The sequence below is a fragment of the uncultured Kiloniella sp. genome (assembly GCF_937128705.1).
GTDB lineage: Bacteria > Pseudomonadota > Alphaproteobacteria > Kiloniellales > Kiloniellaceae > Kiloniella.
Map to the genome: position 1 here is coordinate 1 of NZ_CAKZMP010000325.1, position 21,250 is coordinate 21,250.

The following is a 21,250-nucleotide window of genomic DNA, read 5'->3' on the forward strand; positions in this document are numbered from 1 at the left end:
ATTTGGTTCATTCCCAACCGTGTTGCTTATTGCCACAATGCTACGGTTATCACTCAACCTGGCATCAACAAGATTGATTCTTGCTGAGGGGCACCAAGGCACAGCAGCTGCTGGACAGGTAATTCAATCGTTCGGCAACTTTGTCATGGGTGGCAACTTTGTTATCGGTATTATTGTTTTTGGCATCCTTGTCATCGTGAACTTTATTGTTATCACAAAGGGCGCGGGCCGTATTGCGGAAGTATCAGCACGTTTTAGTTTGGATGCGATGCCCGGCAAACAGATGGCTATTGATGCAGATCTATCAAGCGGTCTTATTGATGAAGGCGACGCCAGAGAACGTCGCAAGACACTCGAAGATGAAAGTAACTTCTTTGGGGCCATGGATGGTGCTTCAAAGTTTGTTCGGGGTGACGCCATTGCCGGACTTCTTATAACTTTCATTAATGTTATCGGCGGTATTATTATTGGTGTTGCGCAACGAGACATGGCTGTCGGAGATGCGGCAACCTCATACACTCTGTTAACTGTTGGCGATGGCCTTGTTTCACAAATTCCTGCGATTGTTGTCTCTACGGCAGCGGGTATTCTGGTTTCCAAGACCACAACAACAGGTTCTGCGGACAAAGCGATTTTTGCACAGCTCGGCGGATACCCCCGAGCCCTTGGCCTGTCATCAGCCCTTATGGTCGCACTCGCTGTTGTGCCCGGCACACCTGCTTTTCCGTTTCTCCTGCTCGCCGCAGCAACAGGAGGACTGGCTTGGTATAGCGACAAGAAAGATATACAAAAAACCGAGCTTGCAGATAAGAAAGAGCTAGAAGCAGCAGAACCCGCCCCTGTTGCGGAAGAACCAATCTCAGCATCTTTGCAAATCGATAACCTTCGGCTTGAATTGGGCTATGCACTGCTCCCCATGATCAATGGACAGGGTGGTGAACGGCTGACAGATCAGATTAAAGGCTTGCGGCGACAATTGGCTCAAGAACTCGGGTTTGTGTTACCGTCCGTACGTATTCAAGATAACCTTCAGCTCGGCGCGAACAGCTATGTTATTCGCGTTAAAGAGATCGCCGCTGGCGAAGGAGAACTTCGTCCCAATATGTTCCTGATCATGGACCCTCGCGGCGATAAAATCCAACTCGTCGGCGAGGAAACTGTCGAGCCAACATTCGGCTTACCGGCGATGTGGGTTGATGAAAGTCAGAAGGAAGAAGCCCTATTCCGTGGCTATACAGTTGTTGATGCCTCAACAGTGATCACAACCCATATTACAGAAGTTGTGAAAGATAATATTTCTGAATTGCTTTCTTATGCTGAAACACAGAAATTGCTCGACGAACTCGGTGAAGAACACCAAAAACTTATTGGCGATCTTATCCCCAATCAAATTTCAGTCGGTGCCTTGCAACGTGTACTACAAAATCTACTTGGCGAACGTATTTCCATTCGTGATTTGCCGACCATTCTCGAAGGCATTTCAGAAGCGTGTGCCTATACACGAAACGCTACCTTTATTACCGAACATGTACGTTCGCGCCTTGCCAGACAGATTTCCAATGATAATCAGAATGAACAAGGCTTTATTCCAATGATCACGCTGTCTCCTCAGTGGGAGCAAGCTTTTGCTCAGGCGTTGGTGGGTGAAGGTGAAGAAAAACAGCTTTCTATGCCTCCTACCCAGCTTCAAGAATTTATAACTGCTGTTCGTCAGACATTTGAGCGCCATGCCATGATGGGTGAAGCACCTGTCATGTTGAGCAGCCCGGTTATTCGTCCCTATGTACGTTCTATTGTAGAGCGCTTTCGGCCCACAACGGTTGTCATGTCGCAAAATGAAGTGCATCCAAAAGCAAAAATTAAGACTTTGGGAGTTATTTAGCTCCTATGATCATAAGACAAGAACGAGCTAAACTTTATTGGGCTGGAGCGATCGTGGTATGCGATTAAAGCACTATATCGCTGAGAATCTACCTGATGCCATGAATCAGGTCCGTCTTGATTTGGGTGAGGATGCAATCATTCTCTCCACGGATGAATTAGGTCCCGGTCAAGGTGTCCGTGTCACAGCAGGACTTGATGATGAGCCCGAGAATGATTTCTCTATTTCCGATCCTCAAGACGATGTAGATATTGTCGACGAAATAACAGAGGTACTTGATTTCCATCGTCTTCCCCATGAAATGATCGATATGCTTGTCGGCCATGCTATGGGGGTTCCTGCATCAGAATGGCATATTTCTCTTGCAGGGGCATTGGACAATAACTTCCACTTTGGGCAGATCCCTAGCCGGGCATTATCCAAACCATTAATGCTCGTTGGCTCGCCCGGGGATGGAAAAACCTCGACCATTGCCAAGCTTTGCGCCAAGGCCAGATTATCAGATATACCAACGACGGTAATAACAATTGATGCAGAAAAAACAGGTGGTGTCGAACAGATCGCCGCCTTCTGTCATCGTCTACAAATAAATCTGGATATCGCCGAGACACCGGAAAAACTTGCCGAATCTATTCACAGACCTCCATCTGATCACCTGCTATTAATTGATACGATGGGCGTGAACCCTTTTGATGATGATTCTCTGAATTATCTGGCAGAATTTGCCCAGGCCGCAAATGCCGTATCGACACTCATTATTCCTGCCGGGGGCGATGTTTATGAAACAGCAGATAAAGCCGCTGCGTTCAAATCACTGAATACAAAATACATTATTCCAACAAAACTAGACATGACACGGCGCTTTGGTGGCTTATTAACGGCAGCCCACAGTGCAGAACTCACCTTTATGGCTGCGGGCATATCCCCGCATATCGCAGACGGATTATCCCCTATAAATCCAGTATCTCTGGCACGGCTATTGCTTCCTACCAGACTAGAATCCCAACAGCACTCTCTTGCAACAGGCACACGCTGATGAACCAAGCTAAAAACCATAATGTTCAATCTTTGCATAATAAATTACTCTGCAAGAACATGATTGCCATAGCATCAGGCAAGGGTGGTGTCGGTAAGACCTGGCTGTCGATTACTCTGTCACATGCGCTATCAAGCTTGGGATGCCGGACTCTGTTGTTTGATGGTGATCTTGGTCTGGCGAACGTTGACATTCAACTGGGTCTCGCTCCGAATAAAGATATGGGGGGCGTCTTAAACGGCAGGTACTCTCTCAAAGAAGCAGCCGTGCGTTATCCAGACGGTGGCTTTGATGTTGTTGCGGGTCGGTCAGGCTCTGGTAATTTAGCGAACCTTCCTGCACCTCGTTTAAACAGTCTAACAACGGATTTAGCAAATCTGTCCCAATCTTATGACCGAATTATTTTGGATCTTGGTGCAGGAATTGACAGAACCGTACGCCAACTTGCATCACAAGCTCAGGTCTGCTTGGTCATCACAACAGATGAGCCAACCTCACTCACAGATGCATATGCTTTTATCAAGCTGACAAAAATGCAACGCCCTGATGCTGATCTACGTGTTATCGTGAACATGGCAGAAACAGAACATGACGGGCACAAGACCTACAATACCATTCGCAAGGCTTGTGAATCCTTTTTGAAGATAACGCCACCACTTGCAGGTATTATTGTTCGGGACAATAAGGTAAAGGAAGCAATTCGCAATCAAACACCTCTGCTGGTAAGATATCCATCATCAACCGCTGCAGAGCGCGTAGAACAGATTGCCCGGAATTTGCTAAAAGGGCATGAATAAGGTCCGACTTCCACTTGCTACAACACCCACGGCCCAGTCAGGAGCAACTCAAACCTCACAGGCAAGCACCCTTGCGAACTATCCACCAACCCTGACGAACCAGAAAATTCAAGAACTGCTTAGTGGGACGATCAAGGGGCAAACACCGCAAGGGCAACTCATTGTCCAAACTTTGTTGGGCGAACTATCTGTTAACACCAGTATTAAGCTGCCCGCAGGTACAGAGGTCATGGTTCAATTCAGAACCCATCGCCCCCCTTTTGAAGTTCTCATCCTGCCCCAAGGAGACAAATCAAAAACCCCGGCAGCCCCCATTCAACAAGCCCCGACAGATAAGCTCAGCTTAAGTCATCAAGTTCAAGCAACGCTTATAAAGAAGCCAGTTGAAAGTGCATCTGTCCCTCTTCCAAAAACATTGCAAAACTTACAAACTTCTTCGCAATTTTCCGTAAAGATGGAAGTCTTGGGCCCTCCGCCCAAAAGTGCAGCCCCACAGGTAACTCCTGGCTTTCCCCCATCATCAGCGCCGAACACAAGCCCTGTTTCTTCTCAATCCGGTGCCCAAACACCTTCCCCGCAAGCTACCGTTTTAAAAGCAACCGTGACAGGAAGCAGCCCTCAGGGAAATCCAATTGTTCAAACAGCAATCGGGACGGTTCAACTTGCGATCAAAGCGACCCTGCCCGTGGGAACGCAAATATCCCTAACACTACTTTCTATAGATGATCCAGAGGCTTTAAAAGCTGGGGATGGTGCACGTCTTTCAACAACACAACCGGGTCAGGATTTGCGTCAAACACTTCAAAGCGCATTGACCACTTTAGGACAACAGGGGCAATTTAATGCTCTGGCAAGCCATCTACCCCAAAAAGGCCCTGCGTTAACCGCAGGCATTTTGTTATTTCTAAACGCTTTGAAATCCGGATCCCCCAAAGGCTGGGCCGGAGAAGATACTCTTTCACTACTTCGTGCTGCCGGGCGTCCTGAACTGGCACAGCAATTAACCACAGAAAGTTCGTTGATAACACGACCTGTTGAAACGGGCCAAGGGGATTGGCGCATGACGCAACTCCCTATTCTCCACGACAGTCAATTACACCAAGCTAACCTATTTGTCCGTGACAGAGAACATGACAAACAAGGACGCGGCAATCTGGAGCAAGAAGAAGTAACGCGCTTCAAGCTGGAGGTAGAGATGAGCCGAGATGGCGAAATGCAATTCGATGGTCTTGTAAAAAAAGGACGTTTTGATCTCGTTATCAGAAGCAGAAACAGTCTTCCAAAAACAATGGAAGTTAAAATATCTGACCTGTTTTACGGCGCAAACGAGGCTACTGGATTTGCCGGGAAACTTTCATTTGAAGTTTCGGAAAATTGGGAAAAACTAACTCAGAGCTCTCAAAAATTAATTGCAGGTTCTCATAACAGTACCATGGCTTAACGCCCTCTCTCCCAAATACCACTCAAGACAACTTAGGCATGAAGGGATGAACATCTCACTTCATGCCTAAGTGCTTAACATTTGGATCTTCTGCTTATGTACTTAAAGTTACTCTAGATCACGAAGCTTTCTATTCTTTGGATCATATAGTGGCTCACTAGACACTACCGCTGGATAACGTTCCCCAAGAATACTAACTTCAAGTTCAGTCCCTTCCACGGCCAAATCAGTTCTCACAAAACTCAGGGCAATATTCTTTTCTATTGTATGGCCATATCCCCCAGAAGAAGATATCCCAACGATCTCATCACCCTTGAAAATAGGGGAGCAATAAGGTGCTTCAGCAATAGCGGTATCAATAATCAAAGGTACAAACCTTTCTTTGATACCATTCTCAAGATGTTGTTTTAGTGCCTCACGGCCCAAGAATGGACCTTTATCCAAGTCAACAAATCGATCCAAAGACAATTCGAAAGGCGTGTATTCATGAATAATATCAACTTTCCACGACCGATAACACTTCTCTAGACGCAATGAATCCATGGCATAGAGACCAAAGTCAGCAACGCCATACTCGTCCCCCGCCTTCATTACGTCATCATAAACCTGTCCCAAAAACTCCATCGGAACATGTAGCTCCCACCCGAGTTCACCAACGTAGTTCACCCGCATCGCCAGAACATCGGGGCAGTATCCAATTTCCATGCCTTGTGTCGTAAGCCAAGGGAAAGCCTTGTTGGATAGGTCCGTCTTGGTGATTTTACCAAGTAGATCTCTGGAACGAGGACCTGCAACCACCAGTGTTCCATAGCGATCTGTCAGGTTTTCAAATTCGACCGATCCATCGCCGGGCATATTTGAAAGAAGCCAATCTTCATCATGCCATTCACCTGCACCAGCAGAAATAAGCCAGTAATGATCTTCCGCCAGTCTCGTGATGGTCATTTCTGTCATCACATGCCCTTTACGGGAAAGGAAATACGCCAAGGACATGCCACCAACCCTAGGCATTTTTCCCGCAACCATATAATCAAGCCATGCAGTTGCCCCCGGGCCTGTAACTTCGTATTTCGTGAAACCGCCCAGATCCAGTACTCCGACACGTTCCCGCACAGCCTTACATTCAAACTTGACCGCGTCATTCCAATTTCGGCGTTCATCTAAAAAAGAAACCGTTTGCGCGTATGGTCGATTTGTTTGCGGGAACCAGACCGCGCGTTCCCAGCCACCTCTTGCGCCGAAGAAAGCGCCTTTTTGTTTTAGCTTTTCATAAACAGGTGTCATCTTCGCCGGGCGGCCCGCGGGACGTTCTTCATGCGGGAAAGGGATAGCATATTCGTTCTGGTAAACTTCAATCGCCTTTTCAACTACATATTTTTGCGTGGCATAGTCCGTATATCGACGCGGATCCAGCATCCACATATCCCACTCGGACTCACCCTCGAGCACTTGCTCGGCAATAATTTTACCTGCTCCACCAGATTGGGTAATACCAAAGCTAAAACCACAGCAATGGTAAAAATTATCGAGTCCGTAAGCTGGGCCAATATAAGGTAATCCATCGGGTGTATAAGGAATTGGCCCGTTTATAACCCGGGAAACACCGCCCTTTTCAAGAATAGGAACACGGGCCATAGCCTGGCCGATGTACCATTCAATCCGATCTAGATCATCATTCCACAATTGTGAGGCAAAGTTTTCAGGCAAACCATCTAGCCAATAAGGGGTGGCTTTCCATTCATAAGGCCCCAGAATAAGCCCCGCACGTTCTTGACGTAGGTAATAACTATCATCAGGGTCCCTGAAAAGTGGCAGTTTCGTATCAAGTGCTTCCAACTCTGGTATAGCATCGGTAACAAGAAACTGATGAGAGAGAGTTACGATTGGAATATACTGCCCCACCATTGCGGCGATCTCTCCGCCACGGTAGCCACCTGCATTAATAACTTTTTCGCAAGTCACCGACCCTTTTTCACAATCAACACACCACTCACCATTTGGGGTTTGTGTAATGGCCGTTACTCGGTTAAAGCGCTGAATTTGCACGCCCAGGTCCCGTGCACCTTTTGCATAGGCCTGTGTTAGTTGACTTGGGTCGATATCCCCATCCAATGGATCCCACAATCCCCCGACACAATCATGTGTTTCCAGATAGGGGTAATAATCTTTCATTTCACTTGGGCTCAGGATTTCATAATCCAGCCCCTGCGCCTTTGCCATGGACTGAACATGCTTGAACTCAAACATGCGCTCATCACTTTGTGCCAGACGAATGGACCCTGTGCGGGTATAGTTCATGGGATAGTCGACGTCTTCTGCAAGCCGTCCATACAGCTCAACCCCATAGGTTTGCATCTTCATGATATTGACGCTGCTTGAATAGGTTGGGCAATTTCCAGCGGCATGCCAAGTAGAGCCAGACGTCAGTTCATCCATTTCCAACAGGACCACGTCTTTACACCCCATTTTTGCCAGATGATACGCAGCACTACAGCCAACCGCTCCCCCACCTATGATGACAATTCTTGCATGACTTTTCATAATTCACTTCCTGTTCTTCTTGATCTTATTTTTATTCGCACTTTGTTTCTTGCCGGGCTGGCCCTCTACCCCCGGGGCGTAAATTTTACTTTGCGGTCATCATATCGCGGGGCAACTTAATATTGTACTCAGCCCTGACCTGCTGATCCATTTCATCACTGATATGGCGAGGGAAGTGACTATTCATCGTTTCCCGCACAATATTTGTTGCATTAAAAAGAGATGTCGGTCGTTTCTTCTCTTCCCATTCATTCGGGCTGCTTCGGTCTGATGTCTCGGGATAGAAATATTCCGTTTCCATAACAGAAAGGGTTTGATCTGAACCAAGATAATGGCCGGGACCTTCTTCACAAACTTGGCGGATCGCTTCAATTGACAGAGTATCTTCATTGACATCAATGCCTCGAACTGTCCGCAGAACAGATCCAATCGTATCATTATCAAGTACAAGGCTTTCCATACACATGCCCAGAAGACTGGCATGCATGCCCGCAGATTCATAAACCAGATTAGTTCCTGAATTTCCAGTTACGGCATGATTATACCCTTTTTCAGCCCCGGCCTGATAATCAGGAACCTTCGAATCACACATTCCGCTAGGTACACCCGTTGGTAGATCATAAAACCGCCCCATCTGGGCACAGGCTGCCACCAAAAGGGCTTGTTCTCCGCTACCACCACTCATCGCCCCCGTTCTTAAATCAGAAACAAAAGGCCAAGTGCCAAAAACTGCTGGTGCGCCGGGCTGAATTGCATTCACATAAACAAGGCCAGCAAGAACTTCGGCAACTTCCTGTACAACCGATCCTGCTAATGAAGCAGGCGATGTCGCCCCCGCCTGCCCAGCCGATAACATAAGTACGGGCATCCCGCCACGCACTGCGACTTCCATACATTTACATGCATCTTCAGCAAACTTAAGAGGCGGCACAACAAAGCAATTCGACATACTGACAAAGGGACGCTCCCGCCACTTATTTTCACCACCCGCAACCATGTGCAGCATTTCCAATGATTTCTCGACATGGCTGGGTTCAACCCAACTTGACCCCACATGTTTGGTGGTGCCTGAAATAGCTGCATAACAAGTATTAAAATCCATATCAAAGGGATCTGCCAGATCCCGACAAACCACTGAACGTTGAAAGAAATGGATGTTGTCCAGCTTATCCACCATACGCGCGATATCATACAGATCTTGCGTGGTTGATTCACGATAATCACCCGTGTGGGCATCGACCATATGAACCGCTGCGCCCGCTGTGCCAAAATAAATTTTGCTGCCTGACAGGTCCATATCGTGTTTTGGATCCTGTCCATGCAAGACGACATTACGATTAACCTTCACCAACATATCTTCGACAAGCGCACGCGGAAAAGTCAAACGACCGTTGTCTTTCAATATACCGCCCGCAGCCGTAACAGCTTCAATACAACTCGGTATGGCATCGGCAAGTCCGATATTTTCCAACACATCCAAAACGGCGGAATGAATACGCTTTACTTGTAAATCATTCAGGACTTTATAATTTCCACTATCCAAACCAGGCTGGATAGCACGCTTATCCTCTGCTAACGGCGCAGCTCGCAAGGCTTGGCGGGCTTGGCGCCCTCCCCGACGGCGGGATGAAACAACAACTTCACTCATGGGTGTCTCCGGAAAAGATATTTGAGTCCATTGTTAGTCTCGGTTTAGAATCAGACAAATGATCCTTTTTCACTAAATGGTCACTTTTACTCACCATTTAAAATTGACTTTATGTCATAATCATAAAAGATTTGGATAGTTACTACGCTTGTTGCCACACTATACTTGAGGGTTTTTATATTGTTAAAGAAAAGACATCTGCCGAATTTGAACGCTCTTCGCGCTTTTGAAGCAGCAGCAAGGCATTTGAATTTTCGCCTCGCGTCCGAAGAACTTAATATAACCCACTCGGCCATCAGCCATCATATCAAAAACCTCGAAGACCAATTGGGCGTAAACCTGTTTGCCCGTGCCGGACGAAATGTCGTTCTCACAGAAGCAGGTAAAATCTATCTGCCGATACTAGAGGATAGCTTTGATCGAATTGCGGATGGGGCACGTATGGTGCAGTCTCTTGAACGCCCCAAAACCTTGCTGGTACAGGTTTATATTACCGTCGCAATGTTTTGGTTGCTGCCCCGAATTCACGAATTCTATAAAGTCAGTAAAGGTATTCAGGCACAGTTGAATACATCCTATCTGGATTGGAAATTCGACAGGGCGGGAACAGATGTCGGCATCATCTGGGCCGCAAAAAAAGAACCAGATCTTGTTTATTATCATTTGGCCGAAGCACATCTTTCCCCTATGTGCCACAAGGACCTAACTACAGGAGAGCACCCTATACGCAACTCTGAAGACCTGCTGCAATACGATATCCTGCAACTCTTTAATCATAACCATGATTGGGCAATGTGGTTTCAGCAAGAAGGTATCTCAGACTGGGCACCAGATCAGGCGATTACCTTTGACAACTATCTTCTCGCTCTAGAAGCTGCAAACAAGGGCCGCGGAATTGCTATGACAAATAGCCCCTTCGCGACCCCCCGAGATATTAACAGCCCCCTCGTAAAACCCTTTGGGGATAAAACCTGTCATAGCGGTGATTGGTATCTCGTATGCAAACCTGAACTTGCCGAAAGCAATAAGGTTAAAACATTTCATAAGTGGCTCGTTGAAGAGCTCAAGATCAATAGTTGATAAGCTGACCTTCAATTAGACATTCATCCGATTGAAGGGCATTAATTATTTTCTGATGCTTTGCGTCGCCTATATTGTTGTATACCCATTTCATCAAAGGCGGCTTGTTCTTTTTTCTTCAGAACATCCTGCTGCCGCTTAATGTCATTTGCCTGCGCTTCTTCGTATTTCTTCAGATCCTGATAGATTTCATGTAACTCTTGTTGCGCAATCGCCTTCAAGGTTATGACTTCTTCAATGGATGTTTCCAAACGCTTACGCCGTTCGCGGGCAGCTTCAGCATAGGCAGGATAAGTCTGCGCCATATCAGGATGTTGCGACGCGAATTCCTGCTCTTTAGCAACTTCAGCATCCAATTTTTCGATATCTTGTTCTAACTTGATCCCCAAGCTTTCCAGGTCAGCGAGCTTTTGCTGGGCTTCATCCAACTTCCAGCTATGTACCCTTACAATACTGTCAATTGGGGTCTTCATGATTCAATCCCCGTTCCATCTATATTCTGTTGTCCTTGGGGTGGCATCTGGCCAGTTTCCTGCCCGAGCACCTCAGCATTCGGATTAAATTCAACTGCCGGGTCACCTCCTTGTCCCCAAGGCAAACCAACTGCGGCCGCGAGTTGTTCATACCCGATTGCAAGGTTACTTTCTTCGTACTTTCCTTGTGTCAAAAAGGCTTCCAATCCACCATGGTGCGCAATGGCTTCATCAATTACAGGGTCGGACCCTTCGGTATAAGCACCGATGCGAATAAGTTCTGCCATATTGTCATAAGTAGAGAGTAATTGGCGCCCCCGGGTCACCAATTCATTTTCAGCGTCAGTATTACATCCGGGCATTGTACGCGAAACACTACGCAGTAGATTAATTGCCGGAAACCTGTTTCGTTCAGCAATCGCACGATCAAGAATAATATGACCGTCCAGAATACCCCGAACAGCGTCAGCAATCGGCTCGTTGTGGTCATCACCTTCGACCAAAACGGTGAAAAGACCTGTGATTGATCCCTGCGCTTTAACACCGGGTCCTGCGCGCTCCAAAAGCTGTGGAAGCTCTGCAAAAACCGATGGTGTATAGCCTTTACTCGCAGGGGGTTCACCAGCAGAAAGACCAATTTCACGCATGGACATGGCAAAACGAGTAACCGAGTCCATAAGACACAGTACATCCCGACCATTATCCCTAAAGTACTCTGATAACGCCATTGTCATGTAAGCAGCCTGGCGCCGCATCAACGGTGGTTCGTCTGAAGTAGCGACAACGACCACTGAACGGGCAAGCCCTTCTGGCCCCAAATCGTCCTCAAGCCATTCCTGAACTTCTCTTCCGCGTTCTCCAATCAAACCGATAACGTTAACATCCAAGGATGTATAGCGTGCCAGCATAGACAACAATACAGATTTTCCGACCCCCGATCCTGCAAAGATCCCCATGCGCTGTCCCTGACAACAAGACAGGAAGGTATTGATCGCCCTGACACCCAGATCAATCTTACCGCCAACACGTTGCCGTCCGTGGGCCGGGGGTGGAGAGCTTCGAACTTTGTATGGATCTGGCCCCATTGGCAAAGGACCTTTACCGTCAATAGGCTCACCCAAGGCATTAACAACTCTTCCAAGCCATGCTTCAGATGGATGGATAGATGGCTCGCTCGAAGCAAGGATTGCTTTACACCCTAAACCAATACCGTCCAAAGAACCAAAAGGCAGCAATAGTGCGTGGCCCTGTCTGAAACCGATAACCTCGCAAGGGACACGTCTTTCATCTTTTGCAATCAAAATACAACGTGAACCGATTACCAACAGCCGATCAAGACCTGACAATTCAACCAGCATCCCCAGAACACCGGACACTCTTCCATAGACCTGATAATCCGAGAGGTCTGATATCTCTCTGGTTAAACTTTTGAGAGGCATTCCGTATTCTATACCCTGTAAAAAATATTAATTATGTAACAACCCGATATTCTATTTCTAAATATCTGAGGTTGAATTCTATATCTCGACACTATTTTTACACATTTGTTTTAATAGCAGCTTAATCAGAAATTCTTTCCAAAAAATCAATTTTGGCAGAAAAATAGTCCCGTTGTGTAAAATTTGTTCTAAATTTTCGGGTATTTTTAACTTTTAAACAGCCTTGGTAAGATTTTGTTAATATTCGTTACCGAAAATGGTTAACAATATTCATATTGGTTTAACGAACATTAACAACCGGAATTTAAACATGCGAGTCTTGCTAGTAGAAGATGATGCCCCAACAGCCCAAGGCATCGAAATGATGCTCAAGTCAGAAGGCTATGTCTGCGACACGACAGACATGGGCGAAGACGGGCTCGAAATAGGTAAAATTTACGATTACGACATTATCATTCTTGATCTGATGTTACCTGATATGGATGGCTATGAAGTCATTCGTCGCCTTCGGGCATCCAGAGTTGAAACACCAATCCTGATCCTGTCCGGCCTGAACGGTCTGGATGATAAAATCAAAGGTCTCGGTTTTGGTGCTGATGATTATCTGACAAAACCGTTTGATAAACGAGAACTTATTGCACGCATCCAAGCGATTGTACGCCGCTCAAAAGGGCATGCTGCTTCTGTTATCAACACTGGAAAACTCAAAGTAAACTTGGACACAAGAACAGTCGAAGTTGAAAACAAGCTGCTTCACCTAACGGGTAAAGAGTACGGAATTCTGGAGCTCCTTTCCCTCCGTAAAGGCACAACCCTTACAAAAGAGATGTTCCTCAACCACCTGTATGGCGGCATGGATGAGCCTGAGCTGAAAATCATTGACGTTTTTGTCTGCAAACTACGTAAAAAACTGTCAAATGCCACAGGCGGTGAGAACTATATCGAAACTGTATGGGGACGCGGATATGTTCTGCGTGATCCTGTTGAAAACAGTGCAGATACACCGCAACTTGCTTCAGCCTAAATTTTTCTTTTAAGAAAATTTTACCTTACTGAATTTATCAAAAAAATCAGCCAATCAAAAAGGGCCTCTGAATTAAATTCAGAGGCCCTTTTTTTACTTCTAACTTTAACAGTCGCTTAAACAGCAGCAGCCTTATTCACCAACTCACCATTGCGAACCAGGCCATATATTCCTCTCTTCCCAGGAATAAGCTGAAATTCGTCAGAAATACCAAGAACTGTTTCTGCACCGCCCAGATATAAGAATCCATCATCCGGCATTTGCTTCGCAATGTTTTTCAAAACAACCGATTTTGTTGGCTGATCAAAATAAATAAGCACATTACGACAAAAGACGATATCGAATTTCCCAAGCATCGCAGGGCTTTCAAGAAGATTAAAGGACTTGAAAGTCACCATATTTCGGATAGAACTGTCGATCTGCCAGCGATCTCCATTTTGCTGGAAATACTTCACAAGAAGATTGATCGGCAATCCTCTTTGTACTTCGAACTGCGTGTAAACACCCTCTTTGGCCTTGTTCAAAATTTCATTAGAGAGATCCGTCGCAATGATCTCTATCTTCCATCCTGCAAGGGCTGGCCCTGCTTCTTTCAAAAGCATCGCCAAGGTATAAGGCTCTTGCCCACTGGAACACGCTGCCGACCAAATTCGTATTGTTTTACTCGAAGCTCTTTTCTCCAGCATATGCGGAAGCACCAGATCTTTAAACTGATCAAAAGGCTTTTGATCACGGAAGAAAAACGATTCATTTGTCGTCATTGCTTCCGTGATGTCATTAAGAATACGTTCGTCATTCGTCGCACGAACCTTTTGAACAAGTTCGTCAAAACCGCTCATGCTCCATTTGCGAGCAACAGGGTTCAAGCGACTTTCCAACAGATAGGCTTTATCCTGACTCAGGACCAAACCAGAACGTTTCTTTAAAAATTGCGAAATAAAATCAAAATCACTCACGTTCATGCCGCCGACCTCATAACAAGTTGTCGTACATTTGACGCCATCTCCTTGATTGGAAGAACCGCGGAACAGAGTCCTGCAGTTGCTACCGCACCTGGCATCCCCCACACCACACTTGTTTGTTCGTCCTGAGCAATAACGGAACCACCGGCCGCCGTTACTACTTCTGAACCTCGTAAACCATCACTTCCCATCCCGGTAAGAATTAGAACCAGAAGACGGGAGCCATAAATTTTAGATAAACTTCTGAGCATAGGATCGACCGCAGGCCGACAGAAATTTTCGGGTGGTTCTTGGTTCAGGCGAATCACCGTATTCACCCCTTGTTTTTCAAAAACCATATGATACCCGCCTGGTGCAAGATAGATGTGTCCACCTTTAATGACCTCGCCATCTTCACCTTCTTTACTTGGCATACTTGAAACCCTTGCAATATGTTCCGCAAGCAAAGCTGTAAAAGTGGCTGGCATATGCTGTGTGATAACCACCGGCTGCGTAACTGTTCCCAAATTACCAAGCACATCAAACAGGGCTTGAGGCCCTCCTGTCGAGCTTCCAATGGCAAGAACATCCGGCTTCGTAATAGTGTCTTTACGAAGTGTAATTGTTTTGCTGGGATACAAACTCGACGGAGCAGCCGTTGTTTCTCTTGGCTTTAGGGCTGATGAACTTGCTGTCCCTTGCTGTGATTTAGCCGCAGATGGTAAGGGCGCTTTTTGGCTAGCTCTTGCTACCTGCCCCAGTGCCTTAACCTTTTCTACAAGTTCGTGTTTAAAATCACTGGCCTTGGTCAGTTCACCAGAACTGGTTGGCTTCGGGATATAATCGGCAGCGCCCAAGCGCATCGCCTTCAAGCTTATTTCCGCGTTTTTTCGTGTCAGTGTCGATGCCATGATGACTTGAACATCAGGTTTAACCTGAAGCAGCTTTGGTAAAGCCGTCAGACCGTCCATAACCGGCATCTCGATGTCCAAAACAACAACATCGATATTCTGACTTTCTAAACGTTTAACTGCGATTTCACCATTAGATACAGATTCAACTACAGAAACTTGTGGATCGCTCTCTAAAATTCTGGTGAGGAGTCCCCGAATAACTGCAGAATCATCAACTACCATAATCCGATACGCATTATCGGACTTACCGCCTTGATCAGTAGTGGATGTATTCATCGACAAGGGCATTAAATAAGGCCCACCTGTATAAATTTAGATTCAATAATATCGCTATCAAAAGGCTTCATGATATATTCATTGGCCCCCGCAGCTATAGCTTGTTGTATGTGCTGCATGTCATTCTCTGTCGTACAGAAAACAACAATTGGCTGTTCAACATTTTGAATCGCCCTCAGATCCTTGAGGAACTCCAACCCATCTTTTACAGGCATGTTCCAGTCAAGTAAAACAGCGTCAGGCATGGATGCGTTACATGCGTCCAAGGCTTTTTGACCGTCCTCTGCCTCTTCAATGTTAAAGTTTAATCCTTCAAGAATTTTCCGCGCAACCATTCGCACGACCTTGGAGTCATCGACAACCAAACAGGTCTTCATATTTTCGCTCCAACTTGTTTTTGAATACCCAAAATAACCGAACTCTAATGAACTAAGAAAAACCTATTATGCTGCGTCCGCATTTCGGCCATAATCTAAGAATCTGTTTACATCCAGAATGACAAGAAGCTTACCATCCAGACGATAAATTCCTTGCGAGTAATCCCGAAAGCGCTGGTCAAGTGTAGGTGGATTTCGTTCAAACGAACTTTCGTCCACCCCCAGAACTTCACCGACACTATCCACCATCAGACTGTAAAGGTCATGACCATTCTCAACAACGATGCTCATCGACTCTTTTTCTTCGCGCGCCGGTAATCCCAAACGCTTTCTAACATCAATTGCAGTTACAATACGCCCGCGCAAATTCAAAGACCCCGCAATCTCGGGAGGTGCCAAAGGAATCGGCGTAATACGCTGAGGATTAATGATATCCTGTACACTTAAAACCGGAACACCAAAAAGCTGGCCAGCGATATAGAAAGTAACAAAATCTTCGTTTTCCAAATAAGTATCACTCACAGTTTCACTCTTTCTATGGTTTTATCTCACGCAGCGCCTTTAAGTTCTGCAATTGTATCTTGAAGGGTCAGCAACAAAGCTTCGCGATCAGTTTTTGAAACATAATCCTTGAAGCCAGCAGCCCGGCCACGCATCAAATCTGCGGGCGATGCAAAGGCCGATAGCGCAACCATTGGTGTTTTTGCCCAACGGTGATCTTCGCGAACTGCTTCTGCAAATTCGAAACCGTTCATTCCCGGCATTTCAATATCGGAAACGATAACATCAAATACTTCCCCGTTTTCACACAAGGTCAAGGCTTCGCTGGCTGATTCAACTGCTTTCACATCATAACCCGCGACTGAAAGCATTGGCATCAAGAGATTACGGAAAAATGGACTATCATCTACAACCAAGATCTTGGATCGATCACTTTCAAAGTTTTCTTTTCCTGCTTCAGATCCAAACCAATCTGGATAAGCCTGCGTCAAGTAGTAACCTGCATCAACAACATCCGTCGCCTTCTCTGCAATGATCGCACTACCGATATAACCTTCTTTCTCAGCACTCAGCTCAACGTTCATCCGATCTTCGACAATGTCGATAATCTCATCAACGACAAGTCCCATAGACCGTTCTCTATCCGAGAAGACAAGGACAGGCTGACGACCTTCTTTCTCCAATTCCATACCAGGTTGCATTGGAATAAGAGGCATTAGCTGACCACGATATTGAACCACATGTTGCCCACCTGACGTTTCCACTTTGGTCAGATCAATTTCTTCCAACCGGGCAATAAGGGCAAGTGGAACCGCTTTGGGTGCGTCGTCGCCGGAACGGAAGACAAGCATAGCAACTTTTTCATCATTACCAGTCAGATGACGATCTTCGTGAGCACCCAAATCACTATCGGCTACGGCAATTTCACCTGTTGCAGCAGCTATGCCATTAGGGTCAAGGATCATTACAACCGCGCCATCCCCAAGAATAGTATTTCCAGAGAAGAGTTGAATATCACGCAAGATTGGTGCGACTGGTTTGACAACAATTTCCTCGGTATCAAAGACGCGATCGACAATGATACCAAACGTGTACGTTCCAACCTGAGAAACAACAATAAAATTGTCTTCTCTAATCTCTTTTTCGTCACCTTCTGGCTCATCATCATCTGTAAGCTTAAGCAGGTCACGCAATGTAACCAGTGGTAACAAACGATTTCTCAACCGCAAGACAGGCGTTTCGTTGATGTGTTCGATTGTATGTTCAGAATGCGCCGATGTACGTACCAACTCGACAACAGACAGCTGTGGGATGGCAAAGCGTTCTTTACAACATTCAACAATCAGCGCGGACACAATCGCCAGTGTCAGCGGAATTTTAATGGTAAAGATTGTACCTTTGCCCTCAGTTGAGCTTAGTTCAATCGTTCCACCAATTTTTTCAATGTTGGTACGAACAACGTCCATGCCAACACCTCGACCAGATACCGCCGTAACTTCGGCTGCTGTCGAGAACCCAGGTTTGAAGATGAATTGCTGAATCTGTTGGTCATTCATACCATCCAGTTCAGCCTCTGACGCTAGGTTATTTTCAACACATTTTTCTTTAATACGATCTGTATTAAGTCCCTTACCATCATCAGAAATCTGAATGATAATATGTCCACCCTCGTGGTATGCGTTGAGGATAACTTGACCTATTTCAGGTTTACCCGCTGCTACTCGATCACTCGGCATTTCAAGGCCATGATCAGCAGAGTTACGAACCATGTGTGTGAGTGGATCTTTAATCAGCTCCAGAACCTGACGATCAAGTTCTGTTTCCGCGCCCTTCATCACCAGATCAATTTTCTTGTCCAGTTCGTGAGAAAGATCGCGGATAATACGAGGAAGTTTGGCCCACGCATTTCCAATTGGTTGCATTCGGGTCTTCATAACACCTTCTTGCAGGTCAGAAACCACATGGTTCAAACGCTGTAAAGGTGTTGCAAAATCACTCTCTTTATGGGCACGCAAAATTTGCAGGGTCTGGTTTCGAGTCAAGACGAGCTCAGAAACCATTGTCATTAAATTCTCAAGAACATCAACGCTAACACGAATAGATTGATTTGCGACTGAAGACCCACCATCTGCGGCTGGTGCTGCAGGAGGTGGTGCAGGTTTCTTTGCCGCAGGTTTTGGTGCTGGCGCTGCAGGTGGAGCAGGTTCTGCCTTCAGTTCAACTACTTCAGCAGCAGGTGCTGCATCCGGAACAGCAGACGCTTCGGCTGCGGCTTGTGCAGCCAACTCTTCTGGGCCGAGAGCTTCTCTGAAAGCGCGTTCAAGCTCATCTTCTTCATCATCGTCAGCTGCGTCTTCAACTGGGGCACCCGCAGGTTCTGGGGCTGCAGCAGCTGGTTCGGCAGCATCTCCGCCTTCAGCATGGGCATTCAAACGGCTAATCAAGTCTGAATCATCACCTTCAGGTTCTTGCTCAGTAGCTTCTAATGTTGTGAGGATTTCACGAATTTGGTCCAAACACTCAAGGATAAGAGACACACCCGCTGGAGTTACAGAGAGCTCTCCGTCCCTGAACTTATTCATGATGTTTTCACCAGCATGAGCAACAGATTCAAGTCTCGGCAGTCCTAAAAATCCACAGGTACCTTTAATCGTATGCATTAATCTAAAAATGCTACTCAGCAACTCTGCGTCGTTTGGGTTCTGTTCGAGTTTGACAAGTTCCATATCGAGTGTCGTGAGACCTTCGTTTGTCTCAGTCAGAAACTCACTCAAAAGATCATCCATAACCGCGCTTCCATTCCATCTCTAATCAACCAAATCGGACGCAACAAACGTGCAATCCGCTATTAATTCAGTGACAAGCTTGTCAAAGGAAGATTAATAACCTCTTACCCAAACCCTATCCTTTATTAACTTTAATTAGAAAGGGCCTCATTTTATCATTTTTTTTGGTTTAAAGGCCTCATTTAATTACAACAAATCCTTGATAAACCCTAGTCGCAGAGCTTTTGCCATGCTAGCAGATGGGAGTCGAAAAAAATTTACGACAATGATTAGTTTGACGGATTCGAGATTATGGCTCCAAACCCGATAGCAGCTGAATCGAAAGTTTCACCCCTGCGCTTTAAAAATAAATTTGGTTTAATGACTTGGTTGGCATTGTTCATCGCAGCATTGTTTACTTTGCCAATTTTTAACGTTATCGGGTCTGCCTTAATAACTGAGAGTGACATATGGAATCACTTGGTTGATACCGTTCTCACCGACTATCTAATCAATACATTATTACTCGCAACCGGCGTCGCAATCCTGGTTGCCATTATCGGTACAGGCACCGCATGGCTCGTGACAATGTGCCGTTTTCCCGGACACAAAATATTCGAATGGGCGCTGATACTGCCCCTCGCTGTCCCGGCTTATGTCATGGCCTACACCTATACAGATTTCTTGCAGGTAAGTGGTCCATTACAGGGGATGATCCGCGATATTTTCGATGTTCAGTATCGTGAATACTGGTTCCCCGAAATACGATCTTTATCTGGCGCCGTGATTATGCTGTCACTTGTCCTGTACCCTTATGTCTATATGCTTTCACGCGCAGCATTCCTAGAACAATCCATTTGTGCACTGGAAGTCAGCAGAACTCTTGGTTGCGGCCCATGGGGTAGTTTTTTTCGTGTCGCCCTGCCACTTGCACGGCCAACCATTATCGCAGGTACTTCACTTGCTTTAATGGAAACTCTTGCAGACTTTGGAACAGTTTCATTTTTTGGGGTTCAAACCTTTACAACGGGTATAATGAACGCCTGGACAAATATGGGTGACTTACCAGCAGCACGCCAGTTATCCACCTATCTTCTGATTTTTATCCTAACCGTTTTTATTCTGGAAAAAGTCAGTCGGGGTAATGCGCGCTATCACCATTCAACAAATCGATATCAAACTCTTCCCGGGTACCAACTAAAAGGACTCAGCAAATTTTTGGCAATTATTGCCTGTATAACGCCGTTATTTTTAGGCTTTGTTCTTCCCGCTATTTTATTACTGGACATGTCGATCACACTTGGTGACCAGCAATTTGGTGCCAAGTTCGTTAAGCTTGCATTCAACAGCTTCACAATCTCACTTATAACCGCTGTCATCGCGGTAATGATCGCAATTCTTTTGGCCTATACCAATCGATTACAATCAAACATCCTGTCAAAAACAGCAACGCGAATTGCTTCGATGGGCTATGCTGTTCCTGGTACTGTTGTTGCTATTGGCACACTCTTTCCTCTCGCAACGCTTGATAATACAGTTGATGCATGGATGCGGGAAAACTTTGACATCTCCACAGGCCTTTTACTAACCGGATCAATTACAGCTCTGGTTTTCGCCTATCTAGTGCGCTTCCTTGCTGTTTCCCTTAACGCGGTTGAGACCGGTTTGGGTAAAATACGCCCTAGCATGGAAGATGCATCACGAACATTGGGGCACGGTCCATTTAAAACCCTTAAACACGTTCATGTCCCCATAATGAGTGGCAGTATTCTGACCGCAGGTTTGGTTGTTTTTGTCGACGTTATGAAAGAGCTACCTGCAACCCTTGTTATGCGCCCGTTTAACTTCGACACTCTGGCCACTCAGGCTTACAATCTTGCGTCAGATGAACGCCTATCAGAATCCTCGACGGCATCCCTAACCATTGTCCTTGTCGGAATTCTTCCTTTGATCGTACTAACCAGAGCAATATCAAAAAGCCGCGCAGGGTCTTCAACACAAGAACAGTAAGTTGCTCGATTAAAGCTTAGGTCATTTAGGCAGAGCAAAAACATACTACAGAAAAGCCCTGCAGCTTATCTTAGCTACAGGGCTTTTTGTTTTTTAGACGTTTAT

General features: G+C 46.0%; 16 protein-coding genes. 7 read left to right on the plus strand and 9 right to left on the minus strand.

The features are described from left to right. From flhA to Q0241_RS16280, 4 genes are all read left to right on the plus strand, one after another. Positions 1-1,882, plus strand: a 1,882-nt coding sequence (flhA, locus tag Q0241_RS16265) for a flagellar biosynthesis protein FlhA (protein ID WP_299379384.1), incomplete at its 5' end; no start/stop codon positions are given. Between the two features lie 58 nt (positions 1,883-1,940). Further along, on the plus strand, positions 1,941-2,918 hold the full coding sequence (locus Q0241_RS16270) for a GTP-binding protein (protein ID WP_299379387.1): 978 nt from the start codon (positions 1,941-1,943) through the stop codon (positions 2,916-2,918). Next, a complete protein-coding gene (locus Q0241_RS16275) occupies positions 2,918-3,715 on the plus strand; it encodes a MinD/ParA family protein (RefSeq protein WP_299379390.1) in 798 nt (265 codons plus the stop codon). The genes Q0241_RS16270 and Q0241_RS16275 overlap by 1 nt, the downstream gene beginning before the upstream one ends. Then, the gene (locus Q0241_RS16280) at positions 3,708-5,156 is read left to right on the plus strand and encodes a hypothetical protein (protein ID WP_299379393.1); all 1,449 of its coding nucleotides are present in this window, start codon (positions 3,708-3,710) and stop codon (positions 5,154-5,156) included. The genes Q0241_RS16275 and Q0241_RS16280 overlap by 8 nt, the downstream gene beginning before the upstream one ends. A 108-nt stretch (positions 5,157-5,264) precedes the next feature. Here the strand turns inward: Q0241_RS16280 and Q0241_RS16285 are convergent, their stop codons facing one another. Further along, a complete protein-coding gene (locus Q0241_RS16285; RefSeq protein WP_299379396.1) occupies positions 5,265-7,697 on the minus strand; it encodes an FAD-dependent oxidoreductase in 2,433 nt (810 codons plus the stop codon). An 85-nt stretch (positions 7,698-7,782) separates the two neighbouring features. Next, positions 7,783-9,345 carry a trimethylamine methyltransferase family protein gene (locus Q0241_RS16290; protein ID WP_299379399.1) on the minus strand — a complete coding sequence of 521 codons (1,563 nt, stop codon included), beginning with the start codon at positions 9,343-9,345 and terminating at the stop codon, positions 7,783-7,785. Positions 9,346-9,525: 180 nt separating this feature from the next. Between Q0241_RS16290 and Q0241_RS16295 the strand changes: the two genes are divergently transcribed. Next, positions 9,526-10,425 carry a LysR family transcriptional regulator gene (locus Q0241_RS16295; RefSeq protein WP_299379402.1) on the plus strand — a complete coding sequence of 300 codons (900 nt, stop codon included), beginning with the start codon at positions 9,526-9,528 and terminating at the stop codon, positions 10,423-10,425. A gap of 41 nt (positions 10,426-10,466) precedes the next feature. Here the strand turns inward: Q0241_RS16295 and Q0241_RS16300 are convergent, their stop codons facing one another. Next, positions 10,467-10,898, minus strand: a complete 432-nt coding sequence (locus Q0241_RS16300) for a flagellar FliJ family protein (protein WP_299379405.1) — start codon at positions 10,896-10,898, stop codon at positions 10,467-10,469. Beyond that, positions 10,895-12,337: a flagellar protein export ATPase FliI gene (gene fliI / locus Q0241_RS16305; protein WP_299379407.1), complete on the minus strand. Its 1,443-nt coding sequence runs from the start codon at positions 12,335-12,337 to the stop codon at positions 10,895-10,897. The genes Q0241_RS16300 and fliI overlap by 4 nt, the downstream gene beginning before the upstream one ends. A 310-nt stretch (positions 12,338-12,647) precedes the next feature. Here fliI and ctrA point away from each other — a divergent pair, with 310 nt between their 5' ends. Next, on the plus strand, positions 12,648-13,361 hold the full coding sequence (gene ctrA / locus Q0241_RS16310; protein WP_299379410.1) for a response regulator transcription factor CtrA: 714 nt from the start codon (positions 12,648-12,650) through the stop codon (positions 13,359-13,361). A 116-nt stretch (positions 13,362-13,477) separates the two neighbouring features. Here ctrA and Q0241_RS16315 read toward each other — a convergent pair whose 3' ends face one another. From Q0241_RS16315 to Q0241_RS16335, 5 genes are all read right to left on the minus strand, one after another. Beyond that, a complete protein-coding gene (locus Q0241_RS16315; protein ID WP_299379413.1) occupies positions 13,478-14,323 on the minus strand; it encodes a protein-glutamate O-methyltransferase CheR in 846 nt (281 codons plus the stop codon). Further along, on the minus strand, positions 14,320-15,492 hold the full coding sequence (locus Q0241_RS16320; protein WP_299379417.1) for a chemotaxis response regulator protein-glutamate methylesterase: 1,173 nt from the start codon (positions 15,490-15,492) through the stop codon (positions 14,320-14,322). The genes Q0241_RS16315 and Q0241_RS16320 overlap by 4 nt, the downstream gene beginning before the upstream one ends. An 11-nt stretch (positions 15,493-15,503) precedes the next feature. After that, positions 15,504-15,869 carry a response regulator gene (locus tag Q0241_RS16325; RefSeq protein ID WP_299379420.1) on the minus strand — a complete coding sequence of 122 codons (366 nt, stop codon included), beginning with the start codon at positions 15,867-15,869 and terminating at the stop codon, positions 15,504-15,506. Positions 15,870-15,935: 66 nt separating this feature from the next. Next, the gene (locus Q0241_RS16330; protein ID WP_085900831.1) at positions 15,936-16,391 is read right to left on the minus strand and encodes a chemotaxis protein CheW; all 456 of its coding nucleotides are present in this window, start codon (positions 16,389-16,391) and stop codon (positions 15,936-15,938) included. A 26-nt stretch (positions 16,392-16,417) separates the two neighbouring features. Further along, on the minus strand, positions 16,418-19,156 hold the full coding sequence (locus tag Q0241_RS16335) for a chemotaxis protein CheW (protein WP_299379426.1): 2,739 nt from the start codon (positions 19,154-19,156) through the stop codon (positions 16,418-16,420). Between the two features lie 291 nt (positions 19,157-19,447). On the opposite strand from Q0241_RS16335, the gene Q0241_RS16340 reads away from it, so the two are divergent. After that, positions 19,448-21,145 (plus strand): iron ABC transporter permease, encoded by a 1,698-nt coding sequence (locus tag Q0241_RS16340; RefSeq protein ID WP_299379429.1) that lies wholly within the window; start codon positions 19,448-19,450, stop codon positions 21,143-21,145. The last annotated feature ends 105 nt before the right edge of the window (positions 21,146-21,250 follow it).